An 18752-nucleotide genomic window follows, 5' to 3' on the forward strand; every position below is an offset into this window, starting at 1 on the left:
GTAGTCGAGACAACCTCACGCGTACCTGACGCCTAGGTTGTCGTGATTGCCGCCATTAGCGTCGGGCTCGGAGTTTCCCCGTGAAGGAGTCCGAAAATGAAGCGCAGACTTGCTGGCCTCGTCGCCGGCCTCACGCTGTTGACGACAGCCCAGACCGCTTATGCGGCACCCGGTTCCGACCTTGCGGATCAGGCCAATGCCGGCTGGTTCGCCGCCACCGCCCAATTGATTTCCGCGCAGCCGCACGCCGTGGTGAAGACCGCGGGAGGCAGTGCGCTCATGGTCAGCGGATTCGCCCAGCCTCGGGCCAATGGCGTGTTCGGCATCGCCAGTAATCCCGATCCGGCGCAGTTGGCCCGTTTCGCCGACGAATTGCCGTCCTTCAACCAGCCATGGGTCGTTCGCGTGCGCGGCGACGTCTCCGCCAACCCGGTCGCCGCCGCGCACGGGCTGAACACCGTCGACCACCGTTCCCTCACGGCGCTGCCGGCCACCGAATACCGCCCGCTCATCGGCTCTCCGGCCGGCGTCACCGTGCGCCGCGTCGACGGCTCGGCCGCCTCGACCTTCCTCGACATCGCCGTCGCCGCCAGCGGTGTCCCCGCCGACAGCGTGCGCAACCAGTTCATTCCCGCCGTCTTCGACTCGCCGGCCGCCAGCCCGTACCTGGTCTACGTCGACGGCAAGCCTGTCGCCTCGGCCCTCGCCGTCCGCGGTGGCAATGCCGTCATCACCAGCTACCTGTTCACGCTGCCCGCCTACGCCGGCCACGGCTACACCGTGCTGGCCGCCTCGGCCGCCCTCCGTGACGCCTTCATCCACGGCGCGAAGCTCGCCGTCGCCCCCAGCGACCCCAACGTCCAGCCCGTCCTCGACGCACTGCACTTCCGCGCCGTCGACACCTGGACCACGTTCTCCTGAGCCAGGAGTGGGGAAGCGCCGGCGGTCCTCCGCCGGCGCCTCACTCGACTCAGTGCTCGACGAACATCTCGAAATCGTTGTGCCCGTCGCAGAGGACCCGCCGTTCCGGCTGGTTCACCAGTTCGTGCCAGTAGTTGTTGGTGTCCAGCGCCCAGATGCCCTCCCGGTTGATGGCGACGCACTTCTGCCGCCCCGGCGGGGTGTTGGGCGTGGTGACCGTCAACGTGAGGCTGGTGAGCTGGTCCCAGTGGATGTGCTGGCCCGGCTTGGGGCCGCCCAGCAGGTTGACCCTGGTGTAGGTGTTCTGGAAGTCGCCCCAGGCCTGCAGGTGCGTCTGGTCGGCCTCGCAGCCGTTGTTGTTGGTCCTGACCAGCTGCGTCCAGGTGTCGCTGCCCGAGTTCGGGTCCCGGTACCGCGCGGTCACCCAGGACGGGATGCACGCGTTGGTGTTGGACAACTCCCCGATGTCGAACCACATGGTGAACTCTTTGAAGTCCTCGCTGCCCGATAGCGCGGTCTTCGCATTGCCGGCCCCGGCCGGCTGCGCCGACGCCGACGCGGCGCTCGCGATGCCGGTGAACAACAGCGCCATCGCCATGACCACCGATGCCGCCCGCTTGCTGCCCCTCATGATCTCCTCCGTCCACGCACCTGATCGATGCGCGTGATCGAGAATTCGTGTTCCTCGACGGTAGGAACGGGGCCGATAGGACGGCATCGGGCGTGCTACCTTATTTTTCCGCGGCGGGTGCCTTAGGGGGCCGCCAACCTGGGGGCAGGTGGGGTCGTGGTCAGCCACGTCAGGGTCGGCAGCCCGCGTTTCATCGGGCGTCGCGAAGAACTCGACGCGGCGCGGGAATTCACCGAACACGTGCGGCGCAGCGGCCGCGGCGGCGTGCTGTTGATCAGCGGCGCCGCCGGCGTCGGCAAGTCCCGTCTGCTGGCCGAGATCTGCGACGGGCACGTGGCGTCCGGCGGCGTGGCCCTGCGCGGGGCGTGCCCGCCGGTGGGCGACTACCCGATCCCGTACGCGCCCATTGTCGAGGCGCTGCACGGACATGTGGCGGAACTGCTGTCGCCGCCCGGCCGCGAGCTGCGCCTGGATCCGCAGGCCCGGTCCGAGCTGTTCGAACACGTCGCCAGCGTGTTGGTCGATGCCGCCCCGGTGCTGTTGGGTCTGGACGACCTGCACTGGGCCGATCCGTCCACCGTGAGCCTGCTGGGCTTCCTTTCCGTGCGGCTGCGGGCCACGCCCGTGGTGCTGGTGTGCGTGTACCGCGACGACGAGTTGGACGCCGGCCATCCGACCCGCCGGCTGCTGGCCGAACTGGTCCGTCACGACCAGGCCGCCACGGTCGCGCTGCACGGCCTCACCCTCCGCGAGACCGGGGAACAGGTGCTCGACCTGCTCGGCCGCACCCCGGGGCCGGTCGTTGTGCGCCGGATTTTCGAGCGCTCCCAAGGGAACCCGTTCCTGACCGAGGTGCTGGCTGGCATGGACCCGCCCGGTCACGGCGACGTGCCGCCCTCGGTGGCCGACCTGGTTCTCCGGCACGCGCACCAACTCTCGGAATCGGCGTTGTCCGCGTTGCGCATCGCCGCCGTGGCCGGGCCCACGATCAGCGACGACCTGTTCGCCGCCCTGTGGGAGGACCACGCGGCGGTGCGGGAATGCGTGCGGTGCCACCTACTTGTGCGAACCGACGGCGGATATCGGTTCCGGCACGGGTTGATCGCCGAGGCGATGTACGCGGACCTGCTGCCGGCCGAACGCCGGCGGATCCACGCCACCCTGGCCGAATTGCTGAGCTCGAATCCGCAGTGGGCCGACGATGCTCCCGCCGGGGCCGCGGCCCAGATCGCCCGGCACTGGCATGCCGCCGGCGACCGTCCGCGGGCTCTGACCGCCGCCGTCCACGCCGCCTTCGCCGCGGCCGAGGTGCACGCGCATGAGGAGACGCTGCGTCATCTGGAGCACGCCGTCGCCCTGTGGCCGGAGGTCCCGGATGCCGACCAGCTCGTGGGTCTGGACTGCGGGCATCTGTTGCAGCAGGCCGCTTTGTACGCCGATCGGCTGGGCGACGGGAAACGGGCCATCGAGCTGATGCGGACCGCCATCGCCCACGTGCCCAGTGTCCGTGAACCCGAACGCATCCTGCGCATGTGCCTGTTGCTGAGCGACTATCACCTGTGCGAGAGCCAGGAATCGGAGGCCGTGGCCACGCTCGACCTGGCCGAGCAGCTCCTGCCGAGCGATCCTCCCGCCGCGTGGCTGGCCGAGCTCGCCGCCAGCCGGGCCTGGTTGGCGGTCCGCCGTGACCAGCCGGCCGACGCCCGTCGCCTCGGCGCGGAAGCGATCACCCTCGGCCGGGCCGGCGGCGTCTGGCAGGCCGAGCAGATGGGGCATCTGGCGCTGGGGCACGGTTTGGCCGAGGACGACCGTCATGAGGAGGGGATCGCCTCGCTGCGGACCGCCGTGCGGATGGCCACCGAGCTGGCCGCGTCGCCCGACGCCTACGGCGAGCACCTGTACCTGACTTCCGCGCTGCGCCATGCCAATCGGCTCGACGAGGCCGTTGCGGCGGCCCTGGCCGGGCGCTTGGAGCTCGACGCCGTCGGGGCCGGCGCCACCGGCGGCGCCAGTCTCCTCAGCAGCGCCGCCGACATCGAGATTCTACGTGGCAACTGGGATTGCGCCGACCGTCTGCTGGTTGAGGCCGATGCGTGCGATCCAGGTTCGTACGTCGCGGCCGCGCTCGATCTGGTCCGTGTCCGCTTGGCCGTCCTGCGCGGCGATCTGAGTGGCGGCCGAGCGTTGCTCTCACGCCTCGATGCCGTGATCAGCCTCGACACCGCACGTCCCTCCACCGTCGCCCGTGTGTTGGGTCTCCAGGCCGAACTCGCCGGCTGGGAAGGAAAGTTCACCGTTGTGCGAGGGCTGGTCGACACCGCCCTGACCCGGCTGGCCGGCACCTCCGCCGAGCGTCGGCTCGGCGGTCTTCTCGTCCTTGGCCTGTGGGCCGAGGCCGAGTTGTCCGTCGTTGCCGGCCGCTGTGAGCCGGGCCATGCCGACCGCATCGTCGCCGCCGTGTCCAAGCTCTGCGCCGAGCCCGAGCAGCAGGCCCACGCTGCCCTCTGCCACGCCTTGGCCGCCGACGTCCGCCGCTCTCCCGACCCCGACTCCTGGTCCGCCGCTGTGAGCCGCTGGCAGGGAGTCGGTCAGCCCTTTGTTGTTGCTTTCGCCCGGTGGCGCTCCGCCGAGTCCTTGCTCGGGCAGTCGTCGAGTGATCGCAGCGCCCTCCTCCTCCGCGACGCCCACCGCTCCGCTCAGGCCCTTGGCGCTTCTGCCCTGCAGGCGGCGATTGTGCGCACCGCCGGCCGGTATCGGATTCCCCTCGCCGAGGTGCTGCCCCCTCCCGCTGCCTCCCGCGCCGGCTTGACCGCCCGGGAACTGGAGATCCTGAGCCACCTCCGCGCCGGCCGCTCGAACGGCGAGATCGCCGCCGTCCTGGTCATCAGCCCCAAGACGGTCAGCGTCCACGTCACCAACATCCTCCGGAAGCTCAACGTCTCCCGCCGTGCCGACGCGGCCAAGGCCCTCGATCTGCTGGAAGCCGATCGTTAGAGGCCGTGCACGGCCTGGTGCGTGGCGGCGTCGATGACACGGCGGTTGGCCAGCTCGTCGGCGCCGAGCATGGGGGTGGCGGCGGTGACGATGCCCTGGATGAGGCGGGCGCGTAGGTCGGGGTGGTCGATGCCGAGGTCTGTGAGGGCGGAGACGAGGGGGGCGAACAGGCGGGCGTGCTCGGCCATGATGCGGTCCTGGGCGGCGGGGCCGAGGGCGTGGCCGGCGAGCACGACCAGCGCGGTGTGGCGGCCGTCGGAGAGCATGCGGAGCTGGGTGTGGACGAAGGCGGCGACGCGGTCGGCGGGCGCGGGGTGCCGGTGGACCTCGGCGTCGAGCTCGGTGATCCAGCGGGGGAGCTCGTCCTCGACCATGGCGGCGACCAGGTCGTCACGAGAGCGGAAGTACTCGTAGAGGCTGGGCCGGGAGAGACCGACCTGGGTGGCGAGGGCGGACAGGGTGAGCGCCTCGGGGCCCTGCTCGGCGACCAGGACGCGGGCGGCCTCCAGCAGCGCGCGCAGCCGCTGAGCACGGTGTTCGGCGACGGTGGGGGCGTTGATCTTAGGCACGGGGCCGAGTCTACCGGGTGTTGCCTACGTCACGTCGGAAAAGCGGGCACGGGTTCCCGACGCCGTGTTGGAATGGTTGCCGACAAGGTGTCGGAAAGAGGTGTTCATGCGGTTTCTCGCCTGGCGGGAGGTGCGCCACGCGCCGGTCAGGTTCGGCCTGATCGCGGGCCTGGTCGCGCTGACGGCCTTCCTGGTTTTTGTCCTGACGGGACTGACGGTCGGTCTGGGAGCGGCGGACGTGTCGGGCCTGCAAAAGCTGCCGGTCGACGGTGTCGTGTACGCCAAGGGTGCGGACGGGGACCTGTCCCGCAGCAGCCTCCCGACCAGCGACAAGGCGCTGATCGAAGGCGTCGACGGCGTGACGGACGTGCAGCCGCTCGGGTTCACGATGGCCTCGCTGACCGCGGGGCAGCGCAGCGTGCCGGTGGCGCTGCTCGCCACGGACAACGCCGAAAGCGGTGTGGTGCTGGACAATCAGGCCCGCGACAAGGGCCTGAGCCCCGGCGACGAGGTCCGGGTGCAGCCGGGCAACGTGCCGCTGAAGATCACCGGCTTCGCCGACCTGGGCAGCATCCAGCACGCGGCGGTGGCCTCGCTGCCGCTCAGGGACTGGCAGCGCCTGCGCGACGCGGCCGGAGTCAGCGCCTACACGGTGTCCACAAAGGACGACAAGACCCTGGCGGCGATCGCGAAGGCGTTGCCGGACACGGAACCGCTGACCAAGGCGGCGGCGATCGACGCGGTCCCCGGCTACCAGACGGAAACGGGCACGATCGGCATGATCAGGACCTTCCTGTACGCCGGGGCGGCGCTGCTGATCGGCGTCGTGTTCTGGATCCTGACCCTGCAGAAGGAAGGCCCGCTCGCGGTGCTTAGGGCCACGGGGGCGTCCCGGCGGCTGCTGATCGGCGCGTACGTCACCCAGGTGCTGGCCACGGCCCTGACCGGCGTGCTCCTCGGCGCGGCGGCCGGCGTGGCCATGGGTGCCGTGATGCCGTCGAACGTCTTCGTGCTGCCGCCGGGCGAAGCGGCCGCCGCCGGCGCGCTGCTGCTGGTCGTGGCGCTGGTCGGCGCGGCGGCCTCGGTACGACGGCTGTTCACCGTGGATCCGCTGCTCAGCCTGGGAAGGACCGCCTGATGGGCGCCAACGCCGCCGTCCTGCACGACATCCACCACGGCTACGGCGACGTCGAGGTGCTGCACGGCATCGATCTCGACCTGCCGGCCGGCCAACTGGTCGCCCTGCTGGGCCCGAGCGGCTCCGGAAAGACGACGCTGCTGGCCATTGCGGGCGGATTGCTCACCCCGGCCGCCGGCGTCGTGCAGATCAGGGAATCGCCGCTCTACGTGAACGGCAAGGTGAATCGAAAGGCGGCCGGTGACACCGCCTATGTGCTCCAGGCGTCGGCCATGATCGGTTTCCTGACGGTGATGGACAATCTGCTGGTACGAGACATCACCGCCGGCAGAAGAACGACCGACGCCGATCGTGAACGGGCCGAAGAGTTACTCGAAGCCGTGGACCTCGAAGCGAAAGCGCATCGCTATCCGGGGCAGTTGTCCGGTGGTGAACGGCAGCGGGCGGCGGTCGCGGCGGCGCTCTACACGCGGGCGCCGGTGATTCTCGCGGACGAGCCGACGGCGGCGCTGGATCGTGAACGCGGCCGTGCGGTGATGTCGCTGCTGGCCGCCCACGCCCACGACGGCGGGGCCGCGGTGCTGGTCGTGACCCACGACGAACGGGCCCTCGACCTGGCCGATCGGGTCGTGCGCATCGAGGACGGCAAGCTGAACTGACCAAGCTTTGTTCGGCTTCGTTCGAGATTTGCCTGACAAGCGCCCGCTGCTCGACGATCGAGGCAACGAACATCGGGGGGTGTCTGGCCATGCCACGAAGCGAGCGGCCGCTCGACCCGGGCGACACGCCGCTGCTGCGGTTCGCCGCGGATCTCCGCAGGCTGCGGGAATCGGCCGGCAGTCCGGTCTATCGGGAACTGAGCGTCAAAGCGCATTACTCGGTGGCCGTGCTGTCGGAAGCGGCGGGCGGCCGGAAACTGCCCTCGCTCTCCGTGACTCTGGCCTATGTCGACGCCTGTGCCGGCGATCTGGCCGAATGGGAGCGGAAATGGCGTGACGTGGCGGAGGCGCAGGAGACTCCCGCCGATCCGGACGGCGGGCAACCGCCCTATCTCGGCCTGTCGGCGTTCCAGATCGAGGACGCGACGAGATTTCACGGCCGGGGCGCGTTGCTGGCCCATTTGTCGAACCAGATCCTCAATCGCCGGCTGGTGGTGGTGTTCGGCGCCTCCGGCGCCGGCAAGTCGTCGCTGCTGCGGGCGGGGCTCGCCGCGGCCGGCCTGCGGGACGGCGTGGACGGCCTCGGCCCGCAGCCGACCGTCGTCTTCACGCCCGGCGCGCACCCGATCGACGAGTGCGCGCTGGGCCTGGCCGGGCCGATCGGCGCACCGGCCACCGAGCTGCGGGCGGAGCTGCGGGCCGATCCGACCGCGCTGCACCTGAGGCTGCGGCAGGCCGTGGCCGAGGAACCCGCCGGCCGGGACGCGCTGGTCATCGTCGATCAGTTCGAGGAGGTCTTCACCCTCTGCGTCGACGAGGAGGAGCGGCTGGCCTTCATCACCGCCCTCATGCACGTGGCCGCCGCGCCGTCCAGCCGCGCCCGGCTGGTGCTGGGCGTCCGCGCCGACTTCTTCGGCCACTGCCTGCAGTACCCGCAGCTGCGCCAGGTTCTCGGCGAGGGACCGGTGCTGGTCGGCGCGATGACCGCCGACGAGCTGCGTCTGGCCATCACCAAGCCGGCCATCGACCTCGGCTACACCGTCGAGACGGCGCTGGTCACGCGCTTGGTCTCCGAGGCCACCAACCAGCCCGGTGTGCTGCCGTTGATGTCGCACGCCCTGCTGGAGACCTGGCGCCGCCGCCAGGGCATCACGCTCACCGCCGCCGGTTATCACGCGGCCGGCGGCATCAGCCACGCCCTCAGCCGTACCGCCGAATCCGTCCATAGTGGACTTAATGCGACACGGCAAGCCGTTGCCCGTCAGGTGTTCCTCCGTCTGACCGCCCTCGGCGACGGCACCGAGGACACGCGCCGCCGCGTCGATCGGGCCGAGCTCGACCACGTCCAGGGTCTCGACGAGGTGCTCGACGCCCTGGTCATGGCTCGGTTGATCACCGTGGACCGGGACAGCGTCGACATCGCCCACGAGGCCCTGATCAGTCACTGGCCCCGGTTGCGCGAGTGGCTCACCGAGGACCGCGACAGCCTGCGCGCCCACCGCGCGCTCACCGAGGCCGCCGAGATCTGGGACTCCCTCAACCATGACGACGGGGCCCTCTACCGCGGCGCCCGCCTCCAACTCGCCCGCGACTGGGTCCGTTCCTGCACACCGTCGCTCTCCCACCGAGAGCAGGCCTTCTACGACCGCAGCGTCGACGTCCGCGAGCAGGAGCTGCTGGCCGCCCAGCGCCAGACCCGTCGGCAGCGCCGGTTCATCGCCCTGCTGGTGGTGCTCCTGGTCGCCTTGTCCGGCACGACCGCGTACTCGCTGATCAGCCAGCAAACCGTGGCCAGGCAACGCGACGAGGCCGTCGTCCGAAACGTCATCGACCAGATCTCGACCACCGCGCTCAGCGACCCGCGTGGCGCCGCCAAGCTCGCGTTGGCCGCTTACCGCAGCGAGCCGTCGCCCCGCACCCGCGGCCTCGTGCTGAGCTCGTTCACCAACAGCATCCAGTACGCCTCGGCCCGGCAGTCCGATTTCGCCGAATCCCTGGACGCCGCGCTCAAGCGCCATGCCTACGCGCAAGGGGACGCGGTCGAAGTGGAGGAGCTGAGGCCGGTCGGCGGGAGTTCGGAGTGGGCGAAACTGCCCAGGCCGCCGGAGGCCACCGGGAAGATCACGTTCTGCGTGCTCTCGCCCGACGGCCGCCGCGTCGCCGTGGCGTATGCGGCCGGCGAGTCCGCCAGCACGGTGGCGCTGTGGGACGTCGCCACCATGGCCCACCCTCAGATGCTTCGGATCTATCGGACGGACGCGGCGGTCGGGGTCGCCTTCAGCCCGGACGGCCGCCTGCTGGCGATCGGCAGCCTCGGCGCGACCGAGGCCGACCACCAGGACGGCGGCAAGACGGGGCACGGACCGGACGACCAGCGCTCGTTCCTGTGGGACACCACGGACGTCGCCGCCGCCGAACCGCGGGCGGTGCTGCCGATCTCGCCGGCAGCCATGCAGTTCTCCGCCGACGGCCGCACCCTGGTCACCGCTCCCGTCGCCGTTCCCGCACCGGCCGACCACAAGTCCTGGGAGCCCGACATCATCGCGGCCCCGGCCAAGGTCTGGGACGTGCCGCAGATCCTGAGCGGCAAGCCGGCCAAGCCGATCGATCTCGACGGTGTCGGCCTGCAAGACGCCGCGGCGGTGTCGCCGGACGGCCGGCTGATCGCCGTGGCCCACCGCGAGGGACAGGACGGATACGTCACGCTGTGGCGGCACACGCCGGAAGGCGCGATCACGAAGATCCGCGACGTGGCCACCGCCATCGCGCCCGCGCTGCCGGTGTTCAGCGCTGACGGCCGTTACCTGGCCACGGCGGAAGGCGACAACACGGTGGTGTTGCGGGACGTCAGCGATCCCACGCGGCCAGTGGACTATGCCGTGCTGCCCGGGCCGGAAACGGGTGCCCATGTGCTCGCTTTCGGCACCGAGAACCGCATCGCCGCCGCTGCCGGCACGGTCCTGGTCCGCGGCCTCGACGTCGACCTCGCGGCCAAGGCGATCTGCACCCCGCCGCGGGTGATGGGTCCGGGGGAGCACGGCGGGTTTCCGTCACCCGATCTGCCCGATCCCTGCCCGTCCGGAGGCTAGCCCTGCCACTCCCAGGAAACGCGGGGTGCATCCACCGCGCTCGTCGTCGCGGCAAGCTGGAGAAGCAAGAGCGAGACGACGAAAGGGAAGAGCGATGAGTCTGGGCGGTGGCACTTTCACGCCGGCGGAGGGCCTGACGCTGACCCGCATGGGGTACGGCGCGATGCAGCTGGCGGGGCCGGGGGTGTTCGGCCCGCCGAAGGATCGCGGCTCGGCGGTCGAGGTGCTGCGCGCGGTGGTGGCGGCGGGCATCAACCACATCGACACGGCCGACTTCTACGGGCCGGTGGTGACCAACGAGCTGATCAAGGCGGCGCTGCACCCGTACCGGGAGGGCCTGCACATCGTGACGAAGGTCGGCGCCCGCCGCGCGGCCGACGGCGGCTGGGTGCCGATCCTGCACCCGGCGGACCTGAAGGCGCAGGTGCACGACAACCTGCGCAACCTGGGCCTGGACGCGCTGGACGTGGTCAACCTGCGGGTGGCCGGCCACGACGAGTCGGACGACGAGCCGATCAGCGACCAGTTCGGGGCGCTGGCCGAGCTGCGCGAGCAGGGCCTGATCGGGCACCTGGGGCTGAGCGGCGTCAACGCCCGCCAGCTCAAGGAAGCGCAGGCGATCGCGCCGGTGGTGACGGTGCAGAACCTGTACAACATCGCCGACCGCCGGCACGAGGCGCTGCTCAACCAGTGCGAGCAGGAGAACATCCTGTTCGTGCCGTTCTTCCCGCTGGGCGGCTTCTCCCCGTTGCAGTCGGACGCGCTGACGGCCGTGGCCGAGCGGCTCGGGGCGTCGCGGCAGCAGGTGGCGCTGGCCTGGCTGTTGCAGCGGTCGCCGGCCGTCGGCGTCATCCCGGGCACGTCCTCGGTGGCGCACCTGCGAGAGAACATCGCCGCCGCCGACCTGCGCCTGGACGCCGAGGTCGTGGCCGAGCTCAACGCGATCGGGGCGTGACGTGACCGCGGTGGGCTTTGTCGGCCTCGGCGACCAGGGCGCGTCGACCGCGCGGGCCATCGCGGAACGCTTCGAGCTGCACATGTGGGCCCGCCATGATCGTCGGCGGCGCGGTGGAGTCGTTGGTGTGGTCCGGCAGGCCGTGGACGGCGCTGGAGGGCCTGCCGGAGCTCACCAGGGTGATCGGCTAACGCTGCACGGTGAACTGGTCGACGGCGGTGCCGTCCTCGGTCAGCGACCGGACGGTCATCTTCGCCGGTGTGGTCGCCGTCGCCGGCACGACGTCGACGGCGACCAGGCAGTAGCCGGTGTAGCGGACCCGGGACCAGGACACCTTGATCGTCTTGTCGTGACCGTCCTCATCGGACACCTTCATCGGCTGTGTGCCGTCGTTGGCGGTCTCGTGGCCCAGGTAGGTGTCCGAGCCGGGGAACTTGTAGATGCCGCCGCCCCCGCCGCCGGCCACCACGTAGGTGGTGCCGTCCTTGGCGGGGGTGACGGTGTCCCCGGAGGCCAGCTTGCGGGTCGGCTTGCCGGCGCGGATGGGGTCGGTGCGCTCGTAGATATGGTTGTGCCCGTTCAGCACCACGTCCACTGTGTACTGATCGAACAGCGGCGCCCACTGCTGCTGCGCGCCGAGTTCGGCCCCGTTGTCCTGGCACGTGGAGTACAGGCACTGGTGGAAGTACACCACGATGAAGTCGATGGAGGCGTCGGCCCGCATCGCCTTGAGCGTGGCCTTCAGCCAGGCAAGCTGCTTGCCCTTGGTGTAGTTGAGGTTCGTCGGCGTGTTGTAGCAGATGTCGTTGCCGTCCAGGCTGATCAGGCCGACGTTCTGGTACCGCCACGAGTAGATGCCGGTCGAGCCGCTCCAGGCGTTGTCCGGCATGGTGAACCGGGCCCGCACGCCGCCGTAGCCGTCGGCCGCGTACCACGGCTCCATCTCGTGGTTGCCGATCGCCATCATCCACGGGATCTGCGCCGCCGCCGGCTCGTTCTGGTTGAAGAAGGTGTCCCAGATCCGGGCGTCGTAGGAGTCGGTGGTGTCCCCGCCGCCGCTGGAGTTGGCGTAGCTGAGATCGCCCATGTGCAGGTGGAAGGCGGGCGAGAGGCCGGCGATCAGGCCGGTCGTGGCCGTCGCGTTGTAGCCGACGCCCTGGTCGCCGAACGCCGTGAAGCCGAAGCCGGCGCCCTTGCCGACCGCCGGCGCCGTGCGGAAGGTGGCGACGCCGTCCAGCCGGCCCGCCGGGTCGTATCCCTGGTGGCCCACCACGTAGTAGTAGGCGGTGTCCGGGACGAGGTGGTCCAGCCGGGCGTGCAGGTAGTACTGCACCACGGTCTTCGGCTTGACCAGCGGCTCGTCCTCGGTCGGCTTCTGCCAGGACAGCTGGCTCGTCAGCGTGCGCACCTCGACCGGCAGGGCCGCGCCGAGGTCGGTCGGGCTGGTGCCGATCCGGATGAACGGCGCCGTCACCGCGGCCGGCACCTGCCAGGACACGACCACCTGTTGCGACGGGTCCGCGCCGAAGGCGATGTGCCGCCCGAAGGGCCGCACCGCCGAGCCCGAGACCTTGTCCGTGGCCTTGGTCATCGGCACGTTCGTGGCGGCCGAGGCGGTCGCGGGCAGCACGCCGCCCACCGCCAGCGCCGCCCCGCCCACCGCCCCGGCACGGAACAGCGCGCGCCGTGAGTACCGAGCCGTGTACTGCTCATGTTGCTCGGCCAACGTGAGCCGGCGTCCAGTTGTCTCCCGCATGGTGAAAAAGTTAGGAAAGTTTCCTATTTAGTGTCAAGGGTCACATCGGCCGGCCCGATCGGCCGTTGGCCGCCCGGAGCTGCCCGGAACCGGTGCCGAAAATTCCTGACGATGGTCACGCTTGATCGAGTCCGCGCTGACCTGGGCCGATGCCGGGTTGGCGGCCGTTGTGGGATCGGCTTTTCTTTCCGTGGTAGCGATTGTCGGCCGACCGGCGACGGCCGCGGGCCGACGACGCCGGCAAAGCTACGATGTCCGGCAATGCCAGGGCCGTAGCGCAGAGGCAGGCGCATTGGACTGCTGATCCGAAGCACACCGGTTCGAATCCGGCCGCCCTGGCAGCTAGCGGTCTCATGATGCAGGGAAGGACGCCTTACCCGCGTTCAACGAGGGTAAGGCGTCCTTCCCTGCATGAAGAGGGGGGAGCATGGTCGGCGAGGGGGAGTTGAAGGCGTTTCACGACACCGTGGCGCGGCTGCGGGAGCTGCCGGCGGACGATCCGGTGCGGCTGAAGGCGGAGCGGGTGGCGGAGTCGTTCGCCCGTGACGGCAAGCAGCGGCGCAAGAAGGTGCGTTCGGCCGAACGGGCGCAGGCGGATGCGGCGATCGACGCCACGACGGCGACGGGTGGGACGGACCGGCGTGAGGACGCGCCGCTGAGGCACGACCCGGAGGCGGCGGCCATGCCGCTGGCCCGAACCCGCCGCTGCTACATCTGCAAGGAGACCTACCAACTCGCGGATGCCTTCTATCACCGGCTTTGTCCGGATTGCGCGCGGGAGAACGCCTCACGGCGCAGCGCTCGGGCCGATCTGGCCGGGCGGCGGGCGCTGCTGACCGGCGGCCGGGTGAAGATCGGGTTCCAGCTGGCGCTGATGCTGTTACGGGACGGGGCGGAGCTGCTGGTCACGACCCGTTTCCCGCGTGATGCGCGGCGGCGCTTCGAGGAGGCGCCGGGCAGCGCGGACTGGCTGGACCGGCTCACGTTGGTCGGCATCGACCTGCGTGATCCACGGCAGGTGCTGGGGCTGGCGGAGTCGCTGCGCGAGGACGGCCGGCCGCTGGACATCCTCGTCAACAACGCGGCCCAGACCGTGCGCCGGCCGCCCGAGTCCTACGCGGCGCTGATCGGCGGCGAGGTCGGTGCGCTGCCGTCGAACGTCATGGTGGCGCCGGGATTCAGCCCCATGCTCGCGCTGGGTCAGAGCCACGGCGCATTGGCGCTGGCCGAGATCGACGAGGCGGGGCTGCTGCCGGACACCGCGCCTGTGAACTCCTGGTCGGCCCGCGTCGGCGAGCTCGACGCGGCCGAGGTGCTGGAGACGCAGCTGGTCAACGCGTTGGCGCCGACCCTGCTGTGCGACCGGCTGCTGCCATTGCTGCTGGCTTCGCCGCGGCCACGCCGCTACGTCGTCAACGTGACGGCGGTCGAGGGGCGATTCACCGTGCGGAACAAGACTTCCGGGCATCCGCACACCAACATGGCCAAGGCCGCGCTGAACATGCTCACCCGCACCAGCGGGCCCGAGCTCGCGGAGCGGGGCGTGTACATGTGCTCGGTCGACACCGGCTGGATCACCGACGAGAACCCCGCCCCGAAGAAGGCCCACCTGGCCGACAACGGCTTCCGCACGCCACTGGACATTGTGGACGGTGCGGCCCGGGTGTACGACCCGATCGTGCGGGGCGAGCGGGGCGCCCCGGTGGCCGGCGTTTTCCTCAAGGACTATCGGGAGGCGGCGTGGTGAGCGAGCTCGAACCTCTGCTGGCCTGGCTGCGCACCGGCACGGCGACCACGGAGCGGCTGGACTTCCCGACCGGCACCGCGCTGCCCGACGGTCGGCTCGATCTGTGCAAGCAGGCGCTCGGGCCGGACGGCGCTTCGCTGGTGGCGGAAGCGTTGCACCCCGGCGTGGTCCGGCACCTGTTGCTGGGCACCGACGGCCTGGGGGACGGGGCGGCCGAAGTGGCGGCGCAGGCCGTCCAGCACGAGGTCGAGACCCTGTATTTTGGCTGCAACGGCATCACCGCCGGCGGCGCGTGCCGCATTGCCGACCAGCTGAGGATGTCACCGCAGGCCAGCGCCGTCACCGGCATCTGGCTCAAGCGCAACCCCATCGGCGACGGCGACGCGGCGGCCGCGATCATCGAGTCCGCCCGGTCGCTGCGCACCATCGACCTGGTGCAGACCAACCTCGATGCCGACGCCGTGGCCCGTGTGGTCGACGCCATCCTGGCCGCCACCACCAGCGGCCGTCGGATCGAGCGTCTTTATGTCGGAGGCAATCCGCTCGGCCCGGCCGGTGCCGGACACCTGGCCGCGTTGGTGGCCGCCGATGCCGTGAGCGAGCTGTACGTCTCGGCCGCCCGGCTCTGCGACGAAGGTGCCTACGCCATCGCCGGCGCGTTGCGGCGCGGCCGGCTGCGCAGGATCTCCTTGGCCAGTAACGGCATCGGCCCGCGTGCGGCCGCGGCGCTGGTCGTCGCGGCCGCTCAGGCCGGTGTCGAGACGTGCGATCTCGGACGCGTGAAGGCCGCCGGGGTCCTTGGGACTCAAGGAAACCGCCTCGACGAGGCCGCGACGACCGCCATCGCCAATGCGCTTTCTTCGAGCCCACATCGCCTGCGGCACCTCGTGTTGAACAACACCGGCCTCGACAGCCGTGCCGCCCACCGCCTCCTGGACGGTGCCCGGCGCGCCACCACGCCCACCCGTTTCGTGCTCGGCAAAGGCATCGCCACCAGCGTCCGCCGCCGGCTCGACGCCTTCAGCGCCGCCATCCCCGCGCGGCCGCCGGTGTCCGCCGATGTGGCGGCCGTGCGGAGCGTGCACCGCCAGCCTCCGCCGGCCTAGCGCGGCATGTTCCCGAACACCTCGATCCAGAACCGCTGCCGGTCCTCGGCCACGCCGACCAGGTAGGTGGCCCGGAGTTTGGGCGGCAGCAGGGCGACCAGCCGCGGGACGACCTTGCGGTGCCGGCGCAGCTGGGACAGTTCGGCGTTGGCCAGCACCTGGTGCACGACGTCGCCGGCGTCGCCGCCTTCGGGCGACGCCGACTCGGCCCGCAGCCGGGCCTCCCAGCCGTTCACGTCGGCGGCCAGCTCGCCGAGGCCGGTGACCTTGCGGTTGGCCAGCCGTTCGATCAGGGCGGTCAGCGGAACCGGCGCGTACTCGCCGTCGCCGAGGTAGATCGTGCCAAGCTCCAGCGGCAGGCCGCGCTGGTGCAGCTTGACGAACCGCTCCAGGGTCCGCTTGGTGATCCACTCCCGGCCCTCGTCGTCGATGTCGTTCTTCCACCACTCCAGCACGGTCTCGGCCACGCCGCCGTACCGCTTGATCAGCCACTCGTTGGCCGGGATGTCGGCCGGCTCGACCTGGAGCGACACGGTGAAGCGGGTGGCCTGGGCGATGTTGTTGCGAGACACCAGAAGCTTACGCCCGAGGTGGTACGGCGGGTTCTGGATCGCGACCTGGGCCCGCAGGTTGCGGATCGGCTGCCCGGCCAGCGTCCACTCCTGGGTGACCTCCATCAGCCGGGCGAAGGCGGCCTTGTCCTTGGGCCGGTTGTACTCGTCCCACACGATCGCCTTGGGCTCGCCGCCGGTGAACGGCCGCGACAACAGGTTCTCCAGCGTGCCGTCCGCGGTCGGCAGCGGCACGCAGAGATCCTCGACATTGGTCACCGGCAACGAGAAGTACAGCGGCTCGCGGCCGAGCTCGGCCCGGATCGTCTCGCGCACCAGCTCCGTCTTGCCGCAGCCGGGCGGCCCCTGCAACAGCACACACCAGCGGTTGCGCACTGCGGCCCGCAGCACCTGCCGGACAGGATCCGGTATGGTGTCAGGGTTTCGTACGCCGAGCGCGGTGGCCATCCGGTCGAGGATCTCGGCGGTGAGGTTGACGATCCGTTGGCTGTGCGTGTCCTCCAGCCGCAGCCGCTCGCCATTGACGAGTGGAAGCGCCCAGCGCAACGGGAATCCCTCGCGCGCGTTGGCCAGGATGTGCTCCATCGTCCGCGGCGACAACAACTCCCGTAGCTCCGGGCCGAGCGAGTTCCACACGGCGAAGAACGGGCCCAGGTCCCAGTCATGGTGGCGGGCGGCCAGGTTGGTGCGCCATGCCGTGTCGTTCGCGGTCATCCGCACGGTCACCATGCGGTCGAGGATCGCAAGGTCACCGCGCCGTGCGGAGGTTTCGGCCAGAGACTCGTTGTCGGTCAGGAACACGCCTATACAGCCGAGTTCACGCAGATCGTGCTCGCCCAGCGTCCAGTTGCAGGCGATCTGCATGAGCTGCGACTGGATCGTCTCGCCGGCCTGCGACGAGTCGTCGATCAGCAGCACGAACGGCTTGCCCGGCCGCAGCTGGCTCATCACCAGCTGCCGCAGCACGAGCTCGCCGTCCTCCCGCACCGGGGCGTTGATCAGCAGGTCGTCCGGCGTGAGATTGGCCGCCGGCACGAACACCAGAGCCGCGTCCGGATGGGCCTCGGCGACGTGCGAGAAGAAGGTCGCGGTCTTGCCGATGCCGTGCGGGCCGAAGATCTGACCGGTCTGCCCGATGTCGATCATCGCGTCGATGAACGCGGCCAGCCGGGAAGGGTCCTCGGGCGGGGTCCGGTAGGTGGCGTTCGGCCGGGTGGTCGTCATCGGTCTCTTCCGTTCACGGGCCGCACTCGGTGGCAGGCCATGGCTGGGGTGTGCGCGTCGGGCCAGTCGTCGCCGCCCTCGGTGATCAGCCAGATCCACTTGTCCGGCTCGACCGGCGTCACGTGCCCGCCATGGCCGTCGGTGAGCACGATGACGGCGTCGGGTCGCTCCTCGAAGTGCTTGCCATCCACTGTGGACCGCCCCTCGACGTACTCCATCACGGCGTAGAAGCTCGTGCCGCCACCGCCGCGCACCTGATCACCGGGCTTGAACGGCATCACGACCCAGTCGAACGACAGCCAGTGCGCCTGCACGCCGTCGATCCCGCCGACCAGCTCGACCATCCAGTCCACCACGCTCTGCGGCATCGACCCGGACGTGTCGAGGGCGATGACCAACACCTTGTCCCGCACCGGTCCGCTGCGCGACAGCATCGGCTCATGGCCGAGCATGGCCAGCACCGCGCCACGCTTCTTCGGATACACCAACCGTTCGCCGGCACGCAGCTTGGAACCCAGCACGTCGATCAGCCACCGTTGCCACCAGTCGACCTTGCCGGTGCGGGCCGTCTCGCCGCGCAGCATGCCGGCGCCGAGCTTGCCCCAGATCTTGCTGGCGGCGTCCTCGGTGCGTCCCATCAGGTCGAGCATCTCCGACTCGGCCCTGCTGTTGCCGCGACGGGCCGCCAGCAGCGAGTTCAGCAGCACCGACTGGACGACCCCGTCCACCGTCTGCTGATCCTGCTGGAGGTCGTGTGTGACGTGGACGCACGGCGTGTCCGGCATCGGTGGTTGTCTCATGCGCTTGAGTTCGGCATAGACGGTCATGTCGGTGCGGATGAAGTCCTCATAGGACAGGGGATCCAGGTGCTGCGCGGTCAGATCCGCTTCGTACATCGCATGGATGCCGTTCGGGTCGATGCCGGTGGGTCTCCGGTTCACCGTCGGCAGGCCGCGGCCCAGCCGGGTCTTCACGACGTGGTTGATCGACACCTCGGCCGCGAGCGTGAAGACAGGGTCGTCCCGCAGTTCCCCGTCCGTGAACAGGTGGCGGTGCACGAGGTGTCGCGCCTCGTGGAAGAGCACGAACTTGACGCCGCCCAGTCCGATGTCGACGAAGAAGTCGGGGTTGAACAGGAGCAGACAGGCGCCGTCGCCGGAGGCGACGACCGCGGCGGTGTCGATCGCCGTGGTGGCGATCTGGTGCCGGCACTTGGCGAACAGCCACGAGCCGACCACCGACTCGGCCAGCCCGAAATCGAGCAGCGCGGCCTCCTTGAGCCGCTCGGCCTCGGCGATCACCTCGGGCGCGGCCGGCTGCCAGTCGGCCAGTGCCCGTCGGTCGCGCAGGTCGACGACCGGCAACCGCTTGCGGTGCTCCATTTTCCCCTC

General features: G+C 70.4%; 13 protein-coding genes and 1 tRNA gene. 9 read left to right on the top strand and 5 right to left on the bottom strand.

Going from position 1 to position 18752, the window contains the following annotated elements; translation table 11 throughout:
* The first annotated feature begins 96 nt into the window (after positions 1 to 96).
* Positions 97 to 921 carry a GNAT family N-acetyltransferase gene (locus AB0M73_RS20560; protein WP_363892580.1) on the top strand — a complete coding sequence of 275 codons (825 nt, stop codon included), beginning with the start codon at positions 97 to 99 and terminating at the stop codon, positions 919 to 921.
* Positions 922 to 970: 49 nt separating this feature from the next.
* Here the strand turns inward: AB0M73_RS20560 and AB0M73_RS20565 are convergent, their stop codons facing one another.
* Positions 971 to 1552 carry a hypothetical protein gene (locus AB0M73_RS20565; protein ID WP_363892582.1) on the bottom strand — a complete coding sequence of 194 codons (582 nt, stop codon included), beginning with the start codon at positions 1550 to 1552 and terminating at the stop codon, positions 971 to 973.
* A gap of 156 nt (positions 1553 to 1708) precedes the next feature.
* On the opposite strand from AB0M73_RS20565, the gene AB0M73_RS20570 reads away from it, so the two are divergent.
* Positions 1709 to 4546 (top strand): AAA family ATPase, encoded by a 2838-nt coding sequence (locus AB0M73_RS20570; protein ID WP_363892585.1) that lies wholly within the window; start codon positions 1709 to 1711, stop codon positions 4544 to 4546.
* On the opposite strand, the gene AB0M73_RS20575 is transcribed toward AB0M73_RS20570, so the two are convergent.
* Positions 4543 to 5115: a helix-turn-helix domain-containing protein gene (locus AB0M73_RS20575; protein WP_363892587.1), complete on the bottom strand. Its 573-nt coding sequence runs from the start codon at positions 5113 to 5115 to the stop codon at positions 4543 to 4545. The two genes, AB0M73_RS20570 and AB0M73_RS20575, sit on opposite strands and share 4 nt — an antisense overlap.
* 106 nt (positions 5116 to 5221) lie before the next feature.
* Here AB0M73_RS20575 and AB0M73_RS20580 point away from each other — a divergent pair, with 106 nt between their 5' ends.
* The 4 genes from AB0M73_RS20580 (at position 5222) to AB0M73_RS20595 (ending at position 10956) form a co-directional block, all read left to right on the top strand.
* On the top strand, positions 5222 to 6253 hold the full coding sequence (locus AB0M73_RS20580) for an FtsX-like permease family protein (RefSeq protein ID WP_363892589.1): 1032 nt from the start codon (positions 5222 to 5224) through the stop codon (positions 6251 to 6253).
* Positions 6253 to 6912, top strand: coding sequence for an ATP-binding cassette domain-containing protein (locus tag AB0M73_RS20585; RefSeq protein WP_363892591.1), 660 nt, complete (start codon positions 6253 to 6255; stop codon positions 6910 to 6912). Before AB0M73_RS20580 ends, AB0M73_RS20585 begins: the two co-directional genes overlap by 1 nt.
* Before the next feature lie 89 nt (positions 6913 to 7001).
* On the top strand, positions 7002 to 10001 hold the full coding sequence (locus AB0M73_RS20590; RefSeq protein WP_363892593.1) for a hypothetical protein: 3000 nt from the start codon (positions 7002 to 7004) through the stop codon (positions 9999 to 10001).
* Between the two features lie 94 nt (positions 10002 to 10095).
* Positions 10096 to 10956, top strand: coding sequence for an oxidoreductase (locus AB0M73_RS20595; protein WP_363892595.1), 861 nt, complete (start codon positions 10096 to 10098; stop codon positions 10954 to 10956).
* A gap of 187 nt (positions 10957 to 11143) precedes the next feature.
* Here the strand turns inward: AB0M73_RS20595 and AB0M73_RS20600 are convergent, their stop codons facing one another.
* Positions 11144 to 12712, bottom strand: coding sequence for a metallophosphoesterase family protein (locus AB0M73_RS20600; RefSeq protein ID WP_363892597.1), 1569 nt, complete (start codon positions 12710 to 12712; stop codon positions 11144 to 11146).
* 265 nt (positions 12713 to 12977) lie between these two features.
* Between AB0M73_RS20600 and AB0M73_RS20605 the strand changes: the two genes are divergently transcribed.
* From AB0M73_RS20605 to AB0M73_RS20615, 3 genes are all read left to right on the top strand, one after another.
* A tRNA-Ser gene (locus AB0M73_RS20605) sits at positions 12978 to 13051 on the top strand.
* Between the two features lie 88 nt (positions 13052 to 13139).
* Positions 13140 to 14459 (top strand): SDR family NAD(P)-dependent oxidoreductase, encoded by a 1320-nt coding sequence (locus AB0M73_RS20610; RefSeq protein ID WP_363892599.1) that lies wholly within the window; start codon positions 13140 to 13142, stop codon positions 14457 to 14459.
* Positions 14456 to 15565, top strand: a complete 1110-nt coding sequence (locus AB0M73_RS20615) for a ribonuclease inhibitor (protein WP_363892601.1) — start codon at positions 14456 to 14458, stop codon at positions 15563 to 15565. The genes AB0M73_RS20610 and AB0M73_RS20615 overlap by 4 nt, the downstream gene beginning before the upstream one ends.
* Here AB0M73_RS20615 and AB0M73_RS20620 read toward each other — a convergent pair.
* Together AB0M73_RS20620 and AB0M73_RS20625 are read right to left on the bottom strand one after the other, a co-directional pair.
* Positions 15562 to 17361 carry an AAA family ATPase gene (locus AB0M73_RS20620; RefSeq protein ID WP_363892603.1) on the bottom strand — a complete coding sequence of 600 codons (1800 nt, stop codon included), beginning with the start codon at positions 17359 to 17361 and terminating at the stop codon, positions 15562 to 15564. The two genes, AB0M73_RS20615 and AB0M73_RS20620, sit on opposite strands and share 4 nt — an antisense overlap.
* Positions 17358 to 18743 carry a hypothetical protein gene (locus AB0M73_RS20625; protein WP_363892605.1) on the bottom strand — a complete coding sequence of 462 codons (1386 nt, stop codon included), beginning with the start codon at positions 18741 to 18743 and terminating at the stop codon, positions 17358 to 17360. Before AB0M73_RS20625 ends, AB0M73_RS20620 begins: the two co-directional genes overlap by 4 nt.
* Positions 18744 to 18752: the final 9 nt, after the last annotated feature.

The organism is Kutzneria sp. NPDC051319 (genome assembly GCF_040682195.1).
GTDB lineage: Bacteria > Actinomycetota > Actinomycetes > Mycobacteriales > Pseudonocardiaceae > Kutzneria.

Excerpts from the sequence above, each read along its gene's own strand:
- AB0M73_RS20595 (WP_363892595.1), top strand. The coding sequence starts at position 10,096 with ATGAGTCTGGGCGGTGGCACTTTCACGCCGGCGGAGGGCCTGACGCTG.
- AB0M73_RS20565 (WP_363892582.1), bottom strand. The coding sequence starts at position 1,552 with ATGAGGGGCAGCAAGCGGGCGGCATCGGTGGTCATGGCGATGGCGCTG.
- AB0M73_RS20625 (WP_363892605.1), bottom strand. The coding sequence starts at position 18,743 with ATGGAGCACCGCAAGCGGTTGCCGGTCGTCGACCTGCGCGACCGACGG.
- AB0M73_RS20610 (WP_363892599.1), top strand. The coding sequence starts at position 13,140 with ATGGTCGGCGAGGGGGAGTTGAAGGCGTTTCACGACACCGTGGCGCGG.
- AB0M73_RS20585 (WP_363892591.1), top strand. The coding sequence starts at position 6,253 with ATGGGCGCCAACGCCGCCGTCCTGCACGACATCCACCACGGCTACGGC.
- AB0M73_RS20580 (WP_363892589.1), top strand. The coding sequence starts at position 5,222 with ATGCGGTTTCTCGCCTGGCGGGAGGTGCGCCACGCGCCGGTCAGGTTC.
- AB0M73_RS20590 (WP_363892593.1), top strand. The coding sequence starts at position 7,002 with ATGCCACGAAGCGAGCGGCCGCTCGACCCGGGCGACACGCCGCTGCTG.
- AB0M73_RS20600 (WP_363892597.1), bottom strand. The coding sequence starts at position 12,712 with ATGCGGGAGACAACTGGACGCCGGCTCACGTTGGCCGAGCAACATGAG.
- AB0M73_RS20620 (WP_363892603.1), bottom strand. The coding sequence starts at position 17,361 with ATGACGACCACCCGGCCGAACGCCACCTACCGGACCCCGCCCGAGGAC.
- AB0M73_RS20560 (WP_363892580.1), top strand. The coding sequence starts at position 97 with ATGAAGCGCAGACTTGCTGGCCTCGTCGCCGGCCTCACGCTGTTGACG.